The organism is Pseudoclavibacter caeni (assembly GCF_008831125.1).
GTDB lineage: Bacteria > Actinomycetota > Actinomycetes > Actinomycetales > Microbacteriaceae > Pseudoclavibacter_A > Pseudoclavibacter_A caeni.
This window is the reverse complement of the sequence record NZ_WBKA01000002.1, coordinates 162,391-179,682: the sequence shown is the minus strand read 5'-3', so window position 1 is coordinate 179,682 and position 17,292 is coordinate 162,391. Positions and strand designations below refer to the sequence as shown.

Genomic DNA, 17,292 nt, shown 5'->3' with positions numbered 1-17,292 from the left:
CCCGGGGCCTGCGGCAGGCCGGCGCACGCCCCGGGCCCGGGGTGCGTGCGGGGCCGATTCGATGCCACGCACCGCTGGGCCGCGCTCGTAGACTGAACCCATGACCATGGAACCCGCTGCCCGGTGCACCCCCGGTCGTCGGCCGCACGCCGGCGTTCTGATCAGCCCCAGCATCCTCAACGCCGACCTGGGCGACCTCAAGGGCACGCTCGCGCGCATCGCCACCGCCGACACCGCGCACATCGACGTGATGGACGGCCACTTCGTGCCGAACCTCACCCTTGGCGCGCCGGTCGTCCAGTGGATCCAGCGGTACACGACGATCCCGCTCGACGTGCACCTGATGATCGAGGATCCCGACCGCTGGGCTCCCGCCTACGCCGAGCTCGGCGCCTGGTCGGTGACGTTCCACATGGAGGCGGCCACCTCGCCGCTGTCGGTCGCACGGACGCTTCGGTCGCTCGGCGCCCGGGCCGGCGTCGCGCTCAAGCCGGCGACACCGGTCGAGACCGTCATCGACCTGCTCGAGTACTTCGATCAGGTGCTCGTGATGACCGTCGAGCCCGGCTTCGGCGGGCAGCAGTACATCGAGGCGGGCACCACCCGCAAGCTCGAGCGGCTGCGCGAACGGGCGAGCGAGCAGGGGCTCGACGATCTCGTGCTGCAGGTCGACGGAGGAGTCACCAGGCACACCGCGGCGATCGCCGTCTCGGCGGGGGCTGACTCGCTGGTGGCCGGATCGAGTGTGTTCCGGTCGGCGGATCCGGCCGCGGCGATCGCAGGGCTGCGCGAGGTCGCCGAGAGCGTGGGGTAGGAGCCGCGCCCACTCCGTTCCACCCTCGCGCAGGCCCTCCGTCAAACACCCCTGTGCAGGCCCCGTGCCCCGACCTGCCGGATGGGCGTGGGTGTGCCACGGGGAGGCGGGGCTATGCTCTTGGGGCCTCCGCGGCAGGTCTGTGCCCGGGCCGAGACCCATTGGCGGGGAAACCGTGCCGCGTGGCAGGGACGTGCGGTGCCCACGCGCGGTAGGCTTGAGACGATGAAGACGTTCGAGGGACTGTTCCAGGAGCTCACGGAGAAGGCGGCCAGCCGCCCCGAGGGCTCGAAGACCGTGGCCGAGCTGGACGCCGGCGTGCATGCGATCGGCAAGAAGATCGTCGAGGAAGCCGCCGAGGTGTGGCTGGCCGCCGAGCACGAGACCGACCAGGCGCTCGCTATGGAGGCCAGCCAGCTCATCTACCATGTGCAGGTGATGCTGATCAAGAAGGGCATCAGCCTCGAGGACGTCTACCGCGAGCTGTAGGCTCCGGCCGCGCGCCACGATGGGGACGCGACGACACTGGCCCCGGACAGGGCGTGGCTTCCAGCCCGGGTGCGGGACGCGACAGCGCTGAGCCGCGCATCCGACCGCGGGCGCGGCGCGGGTTCGCCGCAGACCGCCGCCCGGGTGGGGGCTCGCGTGGCACGACAGCAGGGCGACGACCAACAGGCGACGACAGAGAGACGAGGGAGCCGACGTGCTTCGTGTGGCCATTCCGAACAAGGGCGTGCTGAGCCAGGCCGCCATCGACATGCTCAAGCAGGCGGGGTACGCGACCCGCCGTGACACGCGCGATCTGTACGTGCTCGACGAGCACAACGGCGTGGAGTTCTTCTACCTGCGCCCGCGCGACATCGCCACGTATGTCGGATCCGGCGCGGTGGACGTCGGCGTCACCGGGCGTGACTTCCTGCTCGACAGCGAGACCGAGGCGACTGCGGAGATGGATCTCAAGTTCGGCCGCTCGAAGTTCCGTCTGGCCGGCGAGCCGGGACGTTTCCACGACCTGGCCGACATCGCCGGGCTGCGGGTGGCGACGAGCTACTCGAAGCTGCTCGGCGACTACCTCGCCGAGCGGGACATCAGCGTCCACCTCGTGCACCTGGACGGCGCGGTCGAGAACGCGATCCGCCTGGGCGTCGCCGACGTCGTCGCGGATGTCGTGGAGACCGGCACCACCCTGCGGTACGCGGGCCTGCAGATCTTCGGCCCCGTCGTGCTCGAGTCGTCGGCGGTACTCGTCAGCTCGCCGAGGGCGCGCACCGACGCGGAGCTGAACGCCGAGGCCCGCGTGCTCGGCGAGCGCCTGCAGGGGGTGCGGGTCGCCCGCGAGTACGTGCTGCTCGACTACGACGTGCCCAAGGAGCACCTCGACGAGGCCACCGCGCTCACCCCGGGGCTCGAGTCGCCGACGGTCTCGCCGCTGGCCGACACCGACTGGCTGGCCGTGCGCGCGATGGCGCCCCGGCAGCACATCAACGACACCGTCGACGAGCTGTACCGCATCGGCGCCCGCGCCATCCTGGTCAGCACGCTGAACACGGCGAGGATCTGATGGCCCTCGCGATCCGCGTCATCCCCTGCCTCGACGTCGCCGACGGTCGGGTGGTCAAGGGTGTGAACTTCAAGAACCTCCGCGACGAGGGCGATCCGGTCGAGCTCGCCGCCCGCTACTACGACGAGGGTGCCGACGAGGTGACCTTCCTCGACGTCACCGCGACCGTCGAGAACCGGGCGACGATGCATGACGTCGTGCGCCGCACGGCCGAGCAGGTGTTCATCCCGCTGACCGTGGGCGGCGGCGTGCGCACGGTGGACGACGTGGCCCGGCTGCTCGCGTCCGGCGCCGACAAGATCAGCATCAACTCGGCCGCGATCGCGCGCCCCGAGGTGCTCACCGAGATCGCCGACCGGTTCGGCGCGCAGGTGACCGTGCTGTCGCTCGACATCAAGCGCAGCCCCCGGGGCGAGTCCGGGTTCGTCGTGACGACCCGCGGCGGACGCACCGAGACCGACATCGACGCGATCGAGTGGGCGCAGCGGGCCGTGGACCTCGGCGCCGGCGAGCTGCTCGTCAACTCGATCGACGCCGACGGCACGCAGGACGGCTTCGACCTCGAGCTCATCGAGCGGCTGCGCGGCGTGGTGAACGCCCCGATCATCGCCTCCGGCGGCGCCGGCCGGGTCGAGCACTTCGTCGACGCGGCGCGGGCGGGGGCGGACGCGGTGCTCGCCGCGAGCGTGTTCCACCGCCGGCAGATCGCCATCGCCGACGTCAAGCAGGCCCTGGGCGACGCCGGCTTCGAGGTGCGGCGGGTGCCGCCCCGGGAGATCCTGGAGGTCGCCTGATGAGCGACACCGTCGAGACGGTCGACGTCGCGCACATCCGCTACGACGCGCGCGGCCTGGTGCCTGTGGTCGTCCAGCAGTTCGACAGCGGCGAGGTGCTCATGGTCGCGTGGATGAACGCCGAGACCGTGCGGCTGACCCTCGACGAGGGGCGCACCGTGTTCTGGTCCCGCTCCCGCGGCGAGATCTGGCGCAAAGGCGAGACGAGCGGGCACGTGCAGCGCCTCGTGTCACTCGACATGGACTGCGACGGCGACACCCTGCTCGCCCGGGTCGACCAGACCGGGGCGGCCTGCCACACCGGCACCCGCACCTGCTTCACCGGCCGCCGGCTGTGGGAGCGGGACGAGGTCTGAGCCGCGGCGAGGCCGATCTGGCTGACAGATTCGAGGACGCGCCCGTCCGGCGGGCGCGGAGAGGAACCACACGCATGAACGCACCGTTCGGATCCGCGGCGACCACCCGCGAGCGCTTCGCCGAGCTCGCCGCCGGCCACGCGATCGTCCCGGTCGTGCGCCGGCTGCTCGGCGACTCGGAGACCCCGCTGGGCGTCTACCGCAAGCTCGCCGACGACCGTCCCGGCACGTTCCTGCTGGAGAGCGCCGACTCGGCGGGGGAGTGGGGGCGGTTCTCGTTCATTGGCGCCTCCTCGTACGGGCTGCTCACCGCGGACGCGTCCGGGCACCCGGTCTGGCATCCCGCACCGGCGCCCGCCGCGTCTGCGCGCGCCGCTGGCGACCCCGACGCGGCCCAGCATGCGGACGCCGTCGCGGCACAGGGCGCTGCCGCCGCGCCGGTGGAGGTCGACGCGACCCGGCTGTTCGGCGGTCCCGTGCCCGACCGCTGCTTCGACGCGGTGCAGCAGGTCGTGCGCCGCTGGGCGACCGAGCGGGTGCCGGGCGTGCCGTCACTGACGAGCGGCCTGGTCGGCTACGTCGGGTGGGATGCGATCCGCGAGCTCGAGCGCATCGAGCGGCGTCACCCCGCCGAGACCACGGCCCCGCTGCTGAGTCTGTCGCTCGTGCGCGACCTGGTCGCGATCGACCACCGGTATGGCACGGTGTGGCTCGTGCACAACGCGCTCATCGACCCGGACGGGTCGCCTGCCACTGCCTCTGATGCCGCTGCCTCGGTCGCCGGCGCGGTCGCCCGCCCCGGCCTCGACGCGGTGTGGGCGCGCGCCCAGGCGGCGCTCGACGACCTCGCCCGCCGGCTGGCGCGTCCCGCGGTCGCCACGCTCGACGAGGTGGACGTCGACGTGCCCGCGTCGCCCACTCACCGCACGCCGAAGGCCGACTTCCTCGCCTCGGTCGAGCAGGCGAAGGAGCACGTGCGCGCCGGCGACATCTTCCAGGTTGTCATCAGCCAGCGGTTCGACCTCGACACCGACGCCGACCCGCTCGACGTCTACCGGGTGCTGCGCACGCTCAACCCGAGCCCGTACATGTACCTGCAGACGCACCGGGACGTCACCGGCGCCCCGCTGCATGTCGTGGGTGCCTCGCCCGAGGCACTCGTGAAGGTCACCGACGGGCATGTCGTCTCGCATCCGATCGCCGGCTCCCGCCCGCGCGGGGCCACCCCGGAGCGGGACGCGGCCCTCGCCGAGGAGCTGCTCGCCGACGAGAAGGAGCGCAGCGAGCACCTCATGCTCGTCGACCTGGCCCGCAACGACCTGATGAAGGTCTGCGACCCGGAGAGCGTGCGGGTGAGTGAGTTCATGCTCATCGAGCGGTTCAGCCACATCATGCACATCAGCTCGTCGGTCGAGGGCCACGTCGCCGACGGGCTCGACGCCGTCGACGTGCTCGCCGCGACGTTCCCGGCCGGCACCCTCTCCGGCGCGCCGAAGCCCCGGGCGCTGGAGCTCATCGAGGAGCTCGAGCCCGCCGGCCGGGGCGTGTACGGCGGGGTGGTCGGCTACTTCGACTTCGCCGGCGACGCCGACCTCGCCATCGCGATCCGCACCGCCGTGATCAGCGGCGGGCGCGCGACCGTGCAGGCGGGCGCCGGCCTCGTCGCCGACTCGGTGCCCGAGAGCGAGTACCAGGAGTCGCGCAACAAGGCGATGGCGCCGCTGCGGGCCGTCGCGATCGCCTCGACCGTGCATCCTGCGGCGGGCACCGCGTCCCCGGAGCCGGCCGGCGAGGCCGCGGCGAGCGCTGGGAGCGAGCGTGACTGAGCGCGCCGCGTCATTCCGGTCCGGTTCCACCCGTCCGGGGAACGGATCCGCTGGCCACGGCACCCGCCGGGGTGGAGCCGTCGTCGCCGGCCTCGTCGTCGGGGCGCTGGTCGCACTCTCCGTCTCGCAGTCGTGGATCACCTGGACGGTCGAGCCCGGCGGCGTCGAGGTGACGGTCAAGGGTCAGCAGGCCGCCGCGGTCGTGCAGGCCGAGGGGCTCACCCTGCTCGCCGTCGTCGCTGTGATGGGGCTCGCCGGGCCGGTGCTCGCCCGCGTGCTCGCCGTCATCGAGCTCGCTGTCGCGGGCGGGGCGCTGTGGGCGATCCGCCAGGTGCTCGTCGACCCGCTCGACGTGTCCGCCGCCGCCCTCGGCGAGGCCACCGGGGTCACCGGCCCCCACACGCTCGCCGGCATGGTCGGCGACCCCGCCTTCAGCGGCTGGCTGTGGGTCGCCGCCGTGGCCGCCGTCCTCGCCGCCCTGCACGCCGTGTGGGTGCTCGTCGCCGCCGGACGCTGGCGGCGCACCGTCCGCCGGTTCCAGATGCCCACTGCGGAGGCCGTGCGCGGGCCGAGCCCCGTGGGCGCGATCCCCGCCGCGCAGACGTGGGACGCCCTCTCCGTCGGGCTCGACCCCACGGTCGAGGCAGGCGACGCGGAGGCCGCCGAAGAACCGGCGGGTGGCGGCGACGATCCGCGTGATCGCCGCTGAGTCCACGCTGCACGGGCCGCCGTCCGCTGCCACGGCGGCCACAGCCCGGGCGCCTGCACAGACACTCCCGGACGACCGACTAGACTGAGACACCGTCACCCACCTCGAGGAGAAGCAATGAGCGAGTACAGCGAAGACATCGTCAACCCCGGCCACGGGAGTTCCCCGGCCGCGTGGACCAGCGTGACCATCATCCTGATCGCCTTCGTCATCGGCGCCGTCTTCTTCGTCGGCGGCATCCCCACCGGCGTGCTCGTCGCCGCGATCATCGCCGCCGTCGGCGTCATCGTCGGCATCGTCATGGCGAAGATGGGCTATGGCGTGCATGGCCCGAAGTTCACCCCCAAGCCTCGGCACTGAGCACCGGCATGAGCATCCTCGACAGCCTCTATGAGGCGGCGCTCGCGGACGCTGCCGCCCGCGAGGCCGTCGAGCCGATCGGGCACGTGCGCGAGCAGGCGGAGGGGCAGCCGCCCGCCCGTGACGTGCTCGCCGCGCTGGCCCCGCGTGACACCGTCCACGTCATCGCCGAGGTGAAGCGTGCCAGCCCGTCGCGCGGCGCGCTCGCCGAGATCCCCGACCCGGCGGCGCTCGCCGCCGTCTACGCCGAGCACGGCGCGTCGGTGGTCAGCGTGCTCACCGAGCGCACCCGGTTCCACGGCTCGCTCGACGACCTGCGGGCCGTGCGCGCCCGGGTCGACATCCCGGTGCTGCGCAAGGACTTCATCGCCACCGAGTACCAGATCGTCGAGGCCCGCGCGGCCGGCGCTGATCTCGTGCTGCTCATCGTCGCGGGGCTCGACGACGACCGGCTGCGCACCCTGCGTGAGCTGGCCGAATCGCTCGGCATGCAGGCGCTCGTCGAGACGCACACCGCATCCGAGGTCGAGCGCGCGGTCGCCAGCGGCGCCCGCATCATCGGGGTCAACGCCCGCGACCTGACCACCTTCGACGAGCATCCCGAGCGGTTCGGCGAGCTCGCCCGCGCCATCCCCGAGGGCGCGGTGCGCGTGGCCGAGTCGGCCGTGCGCGCTCCCGGGCATGTCGCCGACTACCGGCGGGCCGGCGCCGACGCCGTCCTGATCGGCCAGGCGCTCGTCACCGGCGACCCCGCCGAGACCCTTGACGCGTTCCTGCGTGCCGGCACCGATGCGGTCGTGGCCCGGTGCGGGCGGACGCCGCCCCGGCCGCCGCCCCCGGCCCCCGCCGGTGAAAGGAGATCATGACCAGGCTGAGCGAGATCACGGGTCCCTATTTCGGCTCGTACGGCGGGCGGTTCGTGCCCGAACCGCTCATCGCCGCGCTCGACGAGCTCGAGCGCACGTGGCGCGAGGCGCAGGCCGATCCGGCGTTCCAGGCCGAGATCACCCGCATGGCCCGTGAGTACACGGGGCGTCCGTCGCTGCTGACGTTCGCGCCGCGGCTGAGCGAGGCCGTCGGCGGCACCCGCATCTGGCTCAAACGCGAGGATCTCAACCACACCGGGTCGCACAAGATCAACAACGTGCTCGGCCAGGCGCTGCTGGCGAAGCGGATGGGCAAGACCCGGTTGATCGCCGAGACCGGCGCCGGCCAGCACGGCGTGGCCACTGCGACCGCCGCGGCCGTGTTCGGCATGGAGTGCCAGATCTATATGGGCGAGGTCGACATGCGTCGCCAGGCGCTCAACGTCGCCCGCATGGAGCTGCTCGGCGCTCAGGTCATCCCCGCCCGCACCGGGTCGCGCACGCTCAAGGACGCGATCAACGAGGGCCTGCGCGACTGGGTCGCCCACCTCGACGACACCCACTACCTGATGGGCACTGTCGCCGGGCCGCACCCGTTCCCGGAGATCGTGCGCGACCTGCAGGCCGTCATCGGCCGCGAGGCGCGCCAGCAGATGCTCGACCAGGCCGGCCGGCTGCCTGACGAGGTGATCGCCTGCGTCGGCGGCGGGTCGAACGCGATGGGCATCTTCAACGCGTTCCTCGACGACGCGGATGTCGCCCTCCTCGGCATCGAGGCCGGCGGCGAGGGGGTCGACACCGACCGCAACGCGGCCACCATCGAGCGCGGCCGCCCCGGTGCCCTCCACGGCGCGTACAGCTACCTGCTGCAGGACGCCGACGGGCAGACGATCGAGAGTCACTCGATCTCCGCCGGGCTCGACTACCCGGGCGTCGGCCCAGAGCACTCGTGGCTGGCCGACACCGGCCGCGCACGCTACGAGGCGGTCAGCGACACAGACGCGATGGACGCGTTCCGCGAGCTGTCGCGCACCGAGGGCATCATCCCCGCCATCGAGTCGGCCCACGCGGTCGCGGGCGCGATCCGCGAGGCCCGCCGGCTCGGCCCCGATGCGGTGCTGCTCGTGAACATCTCCGGTCGCGGTGACAAAGACATGGAGACGGCGGCCCGCTGGTTCGGCTACCTGACCGACCCTGACGACCTGCCGGGCGGGGCGAGCGCGAAGGCTGCCGCCGGCGTGCGGGCTGACGGTGCGGATGGCGCCGTGAAGGCGGATGGCGCTGCATCCGGGGCGTCTGCCGATGAGCGAGAGGAGGCCCGGTGATGGCGGAGACGGTGCAGACCAGGAGCGTCGAGCCGCTGTTGCGCGAGCGCGCGGCCGGGGCCGGCCCCGCACAGGTGGCCGGCGAGCACGGCTCGCTCATCGGGTACCTGCCGGTCGGGTTCCCCGACCTGTCCGGCAGCGTGGACGCCGTGGTCGCCATGGCCGAGCACGGCGTCGACGTGATCGAGCTGGGCGTGCCCTATTCTGATCCCGTGATGGACGGCCCGGTCATCCAGCGGGCCACGACCGCCGCGATCGACGGCGGGTTCCGCGTCGCCGACGTGTTCCGCGCGATCGAGGCGATCCGTTCGCGGGTCGACGTGCCCGTGCTCGTCATGTCGTACTGGAACCTCGTGCTCCAGCACGGGGTGGACGCGTACGCCCGCGACCTCGCCCAGGCGGGCGGGTCCGGGCTCATCACCCCCGACCTCATCCCCGACGAGGGGGAGGCCTGGATCGCCGCCGCCGAGGCCCACGGGCTCGACCGGGTCTTCCTGGCCGCCCCGACGTCCTCGGACGAGCGGCTCGAGCGCATCAGCGCGGTCTCCCGAGGGTTCGTGTACGTCGTGTCGACGATGGGCGTCACCGGCGCCCGCAGCGAGGTCGACGCCCGCGCTGGGCGCCTCACCGCCCGGCTGCGCGCGGTCACCGACCGGCCGCTGGCCGTCGGGCTCGGCATCTCCCGGCCCGACCAGGTGCGTGACGTGCTCGGTTACGCCGACGGGGCGATCGTCGGCTCGGCGTTCGTGCGCGCGCTCGCCGACGGCGGTGCGGATGCGGTGGCCGAACTGGCCGCCCGCCTCGCCACCGGCAAGACACAGGGCTGACCCAGAGCGCGAACGACTAGGATACGACTCGTGACTCTCGCCAGCTTCCCCACCCCCGGCACCGGCTCCTTCAGCATCGGCTCGCTCACGATCCACTACTACGGCATCATCATCGCCATCGGCATCGTGCTCGCCAGCCTCATCGCCGGGGTGCGGCTGAAGCGGCGGGGCGCCGACGGCTGGGTGATCCTCGACATCGCCCTGTGGGCGGTGCCTCTCGGCATCATCGGCGGGCGTCTCTATCACGTGTTCACCCACCCGGGCGACTACTTCACCGGTTCGGGCGACCCGTTCCGCTTCCTGTACGTCTGGGAGGGCGGGCTCGCGATCTTCGGCGCGCTCGTCCTCGGTGCGTTCGGCGCGTGGATCGGCTGCCGACTGGCCGGGCTGCGGTTCACCGCACTGCTCGACGCGGCCGCACCAGGCGTGCTGCTGGCCCAGGCGCTCGGCCGCTGGGGCAACTACTTCAACAACGAGCTGTTCGGTACGCCGACTGACCTGCCCTGGGGCATCGAGATCCCGAGCTCGAACGCGGCGTTCCCGATCGGGCTGCCCTCCGGCACGCTCTTCCATCCGGCTTTCCTGTACGAGTCGCTGTGGGATCTCCTCGGCGTGTTCGTGCTGCTGTGGGCCGGGCGCCGCTTCCTGCTGCAGTGGGGGCGCACCTTCGGCCTGTACCTGATCTGGTACGGCGTGGGCCGCTTCTTCATCGAGGGCATCCGCCTCGATCCCTCCGAGGTGTACCTGGGCGTGCGCGTCAACCAGTGGGCCGCCATCCTCGTCGTCATCATCGGTCTGATCCTCATGGTCGTGCAGGCGCGCCGCCATCCGGGCCTCGAGCCGAGCCCCTACCTGCCGAGACATCTGGCGGCGATCGCCGCGGCGGAGGGCGAGCCTGACGCCGGCGAGCAGCTGTTCGAGGACGCGGCCGACGTCGCCCTCGCCGAGGGAGAAGGCACCGCGACCACCGCATCGGATGCCTCTGCCGCCACCGCGTCGGGAGAGCGCAGCACGTCAGCGCCCACAGACTCGGCCCGCGACTGATTCGGCAGCAGGGTCTTCGCCGATCCGACGGGGCCGCCGTCGACCAGCGGAGCAGGGGAGTCCCGCAGCCGATCAGCGGAGGGGCCGTGCCGCACGCACCACGTCCGACCACGGCTGCGCCACTGCGATCTGACTCGACCGCTTCCGCACCACCCTCTGGCACGCAGGTGGCTGCCCGGTAGGAGCCTGGCGCGTTCGTGGTCGTGCCCTTCCGCGGTCCAGCCGTTTCCGACCCGCACCCGGGCCTGTCCCGCACCTGGCGCCCAACCACACACCTCATGACCCGCTCCCGCTCCCGCACAGCCCCGTGTAACATTCCCGAAACATCCCGGGAAACATCCGGAAACACAGATTGGGTAGCGTCTGTTCTCCCAGACCGTGAATGACGGGCGTCGTCGCCACCAGTCCAGGCCGACGGCGTCGCGAGCGGGTCCACGAGACCTGTCCTCGCCGACAGTCGAGGCTCGCGGCGTGAACCCCGTGCGCCGACTCCTCCGCCCGCCGTTCCGTGCGCACGAAGGAGTCCACATGCAGCGCACTCGCACCCCCGACTCGGATTCCGAGTCGGAGTTCACCCGCTTCGGCGTCCATCCGGCGAACCAGGGCCTGTACAACGCCCAGACCGAGCACGACGCCTGCGGCCTCGCCATGGTCGCCACCCTCCGCGGCACCGCCGGTCACGACATCGTCGAACACGCCCTCGACGCCCTGCGACACCTCGAGCACCGCGGCGCCGTCGGCTCCGACGCGGGCACCGGCGACGGCGCCGGCATCCTGCTGCAGATCCCGGATCGCTTCTTCCACGCCGTGTGCGACTTCCCGCTGCCCGCCGCCGGCCAGTACGCCGCCGGCATGATCTACCTGCCCGTCGATGACGTGGCCCGGGAGCGCGCGAAGCGCACCATCGAGCTCATCGCCCGCGAGGAGGGGCTCACCGTGCTCGGCTGGCGCGTCGTGCCGACCCGCCCCGACGTGATCGGCGAGCAGGCGCGCTCCACCATGCCCGCGTTCGAGCAGCTGTTCGTCACGAAGCTCGGCATCGACGGGCCGTCGCTCTCGGGCGTCGCGCTCGACCGGGTCATCTACCGGCTGCGCCGTCGGGCGAGCAAGACCACCGACGTGTTCATCCCCTCGCTGAGCTGCCGCACCATCGTCTACAAAGGCATGGTCACCACCCTGCAGCTCGAGCCGTTCTTCCCCGACCTCTCCGACGAGCGTCTCGAGACCGAGATCGCCCTCGTGCACTCCCGGTACTCCACTAACACGTTCCCGTCGTGGCCGCTGGCACAGCCGTTCCGCATGATCGCCCACAACGGCGAGATCAACACCGTCCAGGGCAACCGCAACTCGATGCGCGCCCGGCAGTCCGACATCGCCAGTCCGCTGCTCGGCGACCTGAGCGACCTCACCCCGCTCGTCTCCTCCGGGGCCAGCGACTCCGCCTCGTTCGACGAGACCCTCGAGCTGCTCCACCTCGGCGGCCGCTCCCTGCCTCACGCGATGCTCATGATGGTGCCCGAGGCGTGGGAGCACAACGACGAGATGGACCCGGAGCTCAAGGCGTTCTACGCCTACCACGCCACGATCATCGAGCCCTGGGACGGCCCGGCCGCGATCGCGTTCACCGACGGCACCGTCGTCGGCGCGACACTCGACCGCAACGGCCTGCGCCCCGGACGCTACGTCGTCACCCGTGACGGCCTCGTCGTCGTCGGCAGCGAGACCGGCGTCATCGACGTCGCCCCGGAGAACGTGCTGCGCCGCGGCCGCCTGCGCCCCGGGCGGATGTTCCTGGTCGACACCGCGCAGGGCCGCATCGTCCCCGACGAGGAGATCAAGCGCACGCTCGCCGAGCAGAAGCCCTGGCACGACTGGCTTGAGGACGTGCAGATCAACCTCAACGACCTGCCAGAGCGCGAGCACATCCTGCACACCCCGGCCTCCGTGCTGCGTCGCCAGCGCACCTTCGGATACACCGAGGAAGACCTCAAACTGCAGATCGCCCCGATGGCGACGACCGGCCACGAGCCGCTGACCGCGATGGGCACCGACACCCCGATCGCCGCGCTGAGCGACCGGCCCCGCCTGCTGTTCGACTACTTCTCGCAGGCGTTCGCGCAGGTGACCAACCCGCCGCTCGACTCGATCCGCGAGCAGATGGTCACCGCCCTGTCGGTCGGCATCGGCCCCGAGCAGAACCTCCTCTCTCTGGAGCCTGGAGACGGCCGACAGATCGTCATCGATTTCCCGGTGATCACCAACGACCAGCTGGCCAAGATCCAGCACCTCGGCCGGCGCACCGGCTTCACCGGCACCAGGACGCTGCGGTCGACCTACCCGGTGCACGACGGCCCCGCAGGGCTGCGGCGTCGCCTCGACGAGCTGTGCGACGAGGCGCTCGCGGCCGTGCGCGACGGGGTCGAGTTCATCGTCCTCAGCGACCGCGACTCGAACGCCGAGCAGGCGCCGATCCCGTCGCTGCTCGCCGTCGGCGCCGTCAACCACTTCCTCGTCCGCCAGGAGTGCCGCCGCCGCGTCGGGCTCATCGCCGAGGCCGGCGACGTGCGCGAGGTGCATCACGTGGCCACGCTGCTCGGCTACGGCGCCAGCGCCGTCAACCCGTACCTGGCGATGGAGAGCGCCGAGCAGCTTGTCCGGGCCGGGCGGATCCGGGGGGTCTCAGCCGAGACCGCGGTGCGCAACCTCATCACCGCCCTCGGCAAGGGCGTGCTGAAGATCATGTCGAAGATGGGCATCTCCACCGTCGCCTCCTACGTCGGCGCGCAGACCTTCGAGGCCGTCGGCCTGTCCAAAGAGGTCATCGACGAGTTCTTCACCGGCACCGTCTCGAAGCTCGGCGGCATCGACCTGGTCGCGATCGAGCGCGAGAACGCCCGCCGGCACGCCCTGGGCTACCCGCTCGAGCCGGCCGCGACCGGCCACCAGCAGCTGCCCGTCGGCGGCGAGTACAAGTGGCGCCGCGACGGCTCGGCCCACCTGTTCAACCCGGACACGATCTCACGATTGCAGCAGGCGACCCGCCGGCGCCGCTATGACCTGTTCAAGGAGTACACGGATCTCGTCGACGACCAGTCGCGGCAGCTGAAGACGATCCGCGGCATGCTGCGCCTGCGCACCGAGGTGAACCGCAGTATCCCCATCGACGAGGTCGAGTCGGCCGAGTCGCTGTTCCGGCGGTTCTCCACCGGCGCGATGAGCTACGGGTCCATCTCCCGCGAGGCGCACGAGACGCTCGCGATCGCGATGAACCGCATCGGCGGCAAGTCGAACACCGGTGAGGGCGGCGAGGATCTCGACCGCCTGCTCGACCCCGAGCGGTGCAGCGCGATCAAGCAGGTCGCCTCCGGTCGGTTCGGCGTGACGAGCATGTACCTCACCCACGCCACCGACCTGCAGGTCAAGCTCGCCCAGGGGGCCAAGCCCGGCGAGGGCGGCCAGCTGCCCGGCGAGAAGATGTACCCGTGGATCGCACGGACCCGTCACTCCACGCCCGGCGTCGGCCTGATCTCTCCGCCGCCGCACCATGACATCTACTCGATCGAGGATCTCAAACAGCTGATCTACGATCTGAAGCGCGCGAACCCGAATGCCCGCATCCACGTCAAGCTCGTCAGCGAGAACGGCATCGGCGCGGTCGCCGCGGGTGTGGCGAAGGCGAAGGCCGACGTCATCCTGGTCTCCGGGCATGACGGCGGCACGGGTGCGGCGCCGATGAACTCGGTCAAGCATGCCGGCACCCCGTGGGAGATCGGCCTGGCCGAGGCGCAGCAGACCCTGCGGCTCAACGGGCTGCGCGACCGCGTGGTCGTCCAGGCCGACGGGCAGCTGAAGACCGGCCGCGACGTGATCATCGCCGCGCTGCTCGGCGCCGAGGAGTTCGGCTTCGCCACCGCCGCCCTCGTTGTCGAGGGCTGTGTGATGATGCGCGTGTGCAACAAGGACACCTGCCCGGTCGGCGTCGCCACCCAGAACCCCGAGCTGCGCGAGCGGTTCGCCGGGCGCGCGGACGACGTGGTCACCTTCTTCGAGTTCATCGCTCAGCAGGTGCGCGAATACATGGCCGAGCTCGGTGTGCGCACGATGGACGAGCTCATCGGTCGCACAGACCTGCTCGACATCGCGCCGGTGGACCCGGAGATGAAGGCCGCGAGCCTCGATCTCACGCCGATCCTGCACGGCCCTGACCTGCCTGACGACGCACCGCGTCGCCACCTGGTCGACCAGGACCACGAGCTCGAGAAGCACTTCGACAACCAGCTGATCGAGCTGGCCCGCGAGGCGATCGAGCAGGGCGAGCCCACCCACATCGACCTGCCGATCCGCAACACCGAGCGGGCGGTCGGCACGATGCTCGGCTGGCGGGTCACCACCGTCCACGGCGCCGACGGGCTGCCCGACGGCACCATCGACATCACCCTGCACGGCTCGGCCGGCCAGTCGCTCGGCGCGTTCATGCCCCGTGGCATCACTCTCCGCCTCGAGGGTGACAGCAACGACTACGTCGGCAAGGGCCTCTCCGGCGGGCGCATCGTGCTGCGTCCTCCGGTCGGGTCGACGTTCGTCGCCGAGGACAACGTCATCGCCGGCAACGTCATCGGCTATGGCGCCACCGGTGGCGAGCTGCTCGTGCGCGGTCAGGTCGGCGAGCGGTTCCTCGTGCGCAACTCCGGCGCCCGTGCCGTCGTCGAGGGCGTCGGCGACCACGCCCTGGAGTACATGACCGGCGGCACCGCCGTGATCATCGGCCCCACCGGCCGCAACATCGGCGCCGGCATGTCCGGGGGGACCGCCTACGTGCTCGATCTCGACCGCGGCCGGGTCAACACGGAGGCCTTCTCCGGCGGCGAGCTGCGCCTGCTGCCGCTCGACGACGACGACCGCGAGATCGTCCGCGAGCTGCTCGAACGACACCGGGTGGAGACCGACTCGCCGGTCGCCGCAGCCCTGCTCGACGACTTCGCGCACACCGCCGTGCGCTTCACGAAGCTGCTGCCGGCGAACTACGAGCGGGTGCTGCGCGCCCGCGCCGATGCCGAGGCCCAGGGGCTCGACCCCGACGGCGCCGAGGTGTGGAACACGATCCTGGAGGTCACTCATGGCTGATCCGCACGGCTTTCTCACCATCCGCAGTCGGGCCACCGCGAGCCGCCGCCCCGTCGACGTGCGCATCCAGGACTGGCGCGAGGTCTACGAGCGGCAGGATCCGCTGCAGCTGCAGGAGCAGTCCTCGCGCTGCATGGACTGCGGCGTGCCGTTCTGTCACAGCGGCTGCCCGCTGGGCAACCTCATCCCTGAATGGAACGACCTGACCTGGCGGCAGCTGCCCAAGGACGCCATCGAGCGCCTGCACGCGACGAACAACTTCCCGGAGTTCACCGGGCGGCTGTGCCCGGCGCCGTGCGAGTCGGCGTGCGTGCTCGGCATCAACCAGCCGGCCGTGACGATCAAGCAGATCGAGGTGTCGATCATCAACCAGGCGTACGATCGCGGCTGGGTCGAGCCCCATCCGCCGGAGCGACTGAGCGGCAAGTCTGTCGCCGTCGTCGGCTCCGGGCCCGCCGGGCTCGCCGCCGCCCAGCAGCTGACCCGCGCCGGGCACACCGTCGTCGTCTACGAGCGCGACGACCGCATCGGCGGCCTGCTGCGCTACGGCATTCCCGACTTCAAGCTCGAGAAGCGCGTGCTCGACCAGCGGCTCAACCAGATGATGGCCGAGGGCACCCGATTCCGCGCAGGGGTCGACGTCGGCCGCGACGTCACCTGGCCGCAGCTGCGCGACCGGTTCGACGCGATCGTCATCGCGACTGGGTCGACGACCCCGCGCCCGCTGGCCGTGCCCGGCGCCGATCTCGACGGCGTGCACTTCGCGATGGACTATCTCACCCGCGCCAACCGCGCCGTCGCCGGCGACGAGGTCGCCGACCCGATCGACGCGAAGGGGCTGGACGTCGTGGTCATCGGCGGCGGCGACACCGGCTCTGATTGCATCGGCACCGCCATCCGCCAGGGTGCACGGTCGGTGACGAACCTCGCCATCGGCCGTCGTCCCGGCATCACCCGCTCGGAGCACGAGCCCTGGCCGACGATGCCGAGGCTGTTCGAGGTCTCCACCTCGCACGAGGAGGGCGAGGCCCACGGTCTCGACCGGGAGTTCCTCGCGTTCACGGAGGAACTCATCGGCGAGGACGGCCACGTCCGCACGCTGCGGCTGGCCGAGACCGAATACCTGCCCGATGGCACGCGCGGCCCTCGACACGGCACCAGCCACGACATCCCCGCCGATCTCGTGCTCGTCGCGATGGGCTTCGTCGGCCCGGAGCTCGGTGGCGTGGACGAGCAGCTCGGCCTGCGGGTGACCGGCCGCGGCACGATCGCTCGACGGCCCGACTACTCCACCGATGAGGAGGGCATGTTCGTCGCCGGCGACGCCGGCCGCGGCCAGTCGCTCATCGTCTGGGCGATCGCCGAGGGCCGTGCGGCCGCAGCCCAGGTCGACCGCTTCCTCGAGGGCGACACCGTCCTGCCGGCGCCGGTCGCCGCGAACACGCGGGCGCTCTCGCTGCGCTGACGGCGGGGCGGCCCGTCGCCGGCGGCGTCCGGACGTCGGGCGCCCTCCTCGCGGACGCGGTTTCAGCGTCCGCACCTCGATTCAGCACCAACCCCGCCGATGCCGCTGCATCGGCGTCACCTCGCTGGATCCGCGTCCCGTGGCTGTGCCGCCGCTCGGCCGCCCCGCATCCGCTCGGCCGTGCTGGCCTGCTCCCATCACAATGACACGCCGTCATGGAA

General features: G+C 71.7%; 14 protein-coding genes. All 14 read left to right on the top strand.

Going from position 1 to position 17,292, the window contains the following annotated elements:
- Positions 1 to 100: 100 nt before the first annotated feature.
- The 14 genes from rpe to F8O02_RS03300 all read left to right on the top strand — a co-directional run bounded on the left by rpe (position 101) and on the right by F8O02_RS03300 (position 17,071).
- Positions 101 to 814: a ribulose-phosphate 3-epimerase gene (rpe, locus tag F8O02_RS03365; protein ID WP_225734087.1), complete on the top strand. Its 714-nt coding sequence runs from the start codon at positions 101 to 103 to the stop codon at positions 812 to 814.
- A gap of 225 nt (positions 815 to 1,039) precedes the next feature.
- A complete protein-coding gene (locus tag F8O02_RS03360; RefSeq protein ID WP_158035832.1) occupies positions 1,040 to 1,303 on the top strand; it encodes a phosphoribosyl-ATP diphosphatase in 264 nt (87 codons plus the stop codon).
- A 214-nt stretch (positions 1,304 to 1,517) separates the two neighbouring features.
- Entirely contained in the window at positions 1,518 to 2,375 is an 858-nt protein-coding gene (gene hisG / locus F8O02_RS03355; RefSeq protein WP_158035831.1) for an ATP phosphoribosyltransferase, read from the top strand.
- Positions 2,375 to 3,169 (top strand): imidazole glycerol phosphate synthase subunit HisF, encoded by a 795-nt coding sequence (gene hisF, locus F8O02_RS03350; RefSeq protein WP_158035830.1) that lies wholly within the window; start codon positions 2,375 to 2,377, stop codon positions 3,167 to 3,169. Before hisG ends, hisF begins: the two co-directional genes overlap by 1 nt.
- Positions 3,169 to 3,525, top strand: coding sequence for a phosphoribosyl-AMP cyclohydrolase (gene hisI / locus F8O02_RS03345; protein WP_158035829.1), 357 nt, complete (start codon positions 3,169 to 3,171; stop codon positions 3,523 to 3,525). The genes hisF and hisI overlap by 1 nt, the downstream gene beginning before the upstream one ends.
- Before the next feature lie 74 nt (positions 3,526 to 3,599).
- Entirely contained in the window at positions 3,600 to 5,351 is a 1,752-nt protein-coding gene (locus F8O02_RS03340; RefSeq protein ID WP_158035828.1) for a chorismate-binding protein, read from the top strand.
- Positions 5,344 to 6,060, top strand: coding sequence for a Trp biosynthesis-associated membrane protein (locus F8O02_RS03335; RefSeq protein ID WP_179416301.1), 717 nt, complete (start codon positions 5,344 to 5,346; stop codon positions 6,058 to 6,060). Before F8O02_RS03340 ends, F8O02_RS03335 begins: the two co-directional genes overlap by 8 nt.
- 117 nt (positions 6,061 to 6,177) lie before the next feature.
- Positions 6,178 to 6,420 carry a DUF6704 family protein gene (locus tag F8O02_RS03330; protein WP_158035826.1) on the top strand — a complete coding sequence of 81 codons (243 nt, stop codon included), beginning with the start codon at positions 6,178 to 6,180 and terminating at the stop codon, positions 6,418 to 6,420.
- Between the two features lie 14 nt (positions 6,421 to 6,434).
- Entirely contained in the window at positions 6,435 to 7,286 is an 852-nt protein-coding gene (gene trpC / locus F8O02_RS03325) for an indole-3-glycerol phosphate synthase TrpC (RefSeq protein WP_404821171.1), read from the top strand.
- Positions 7,283 to 8,611, top strand: coding sequence for a tryptophan synthase subunit beta (trpB, locus tag F8O02_RS03320; RefSeq protein ID WP_158035824.1), 1,329 nt, complete (start codon positions 7,283 to 7,285; stop codon positions 8,609 to 8,611). The genes trpC and trpB overlap by 4 nt, the downstream gene beginning before the upstream one ends.
- Entirely contained in the window at positions 8,611 to 9,438 is an 828-nt protein-coding gene (trpA, locus tag F8O02_RS03315) for a tryptophan synthase subunit alpha (RefSeq protein WP_158035823.1), read from the top strand. The genes trpB and trpA overlap by 1 nt, the downstream gene beginning before the upstream one ends.
- A 30-nt stretch (positions 9,439 to 9,468) precedes the next feature.
- Complete coding sequence (gene lgt / locus F8O02_RS03310) at positions 9,469 to 10,482, top strand: prolipoprotein diacylglyceryl transferase (protein WP_158035822.1); 1,014 nt, start codon at positions 9,469 to 9,471, stop codon at positions 10,480 to 10,482.
- A 528-nt stretch (positions 10,483 to 11,010) separates the two neighbouring features.
- Positions 11,011 to 15,606 carry a glutamate synthase large subunit gene (gltB, locus tag F8O02_RS03305; RefSeq protein WP_158035821.1) on the top strand — a complete coding sequence of 1,532 codons (4,596 nt, stop codon included), beginning with the start codon at positions 11,011 to 11,013 and terminating at the stop codon, positions 15,604 to 15,606.
- Positions 15,599 to 17,071 (top strand): glutamate synthase subunit beta, encoded by a 1,473-nt coding sequence (locus tag F8O02_RS03300; protein WP_158035820.1) that lies wholly within the window; start codon positions 15,599 to 15,601, stop codon positions 17,069 to 17,071. The genes gltB and F8O02_RS03300 overlap by 8 nt, the downstream gene beginning before the upstream one ends.
- The last annotated feature ends 221 nt before the right edge of the window (positions 17,072 to 17,292 follow it).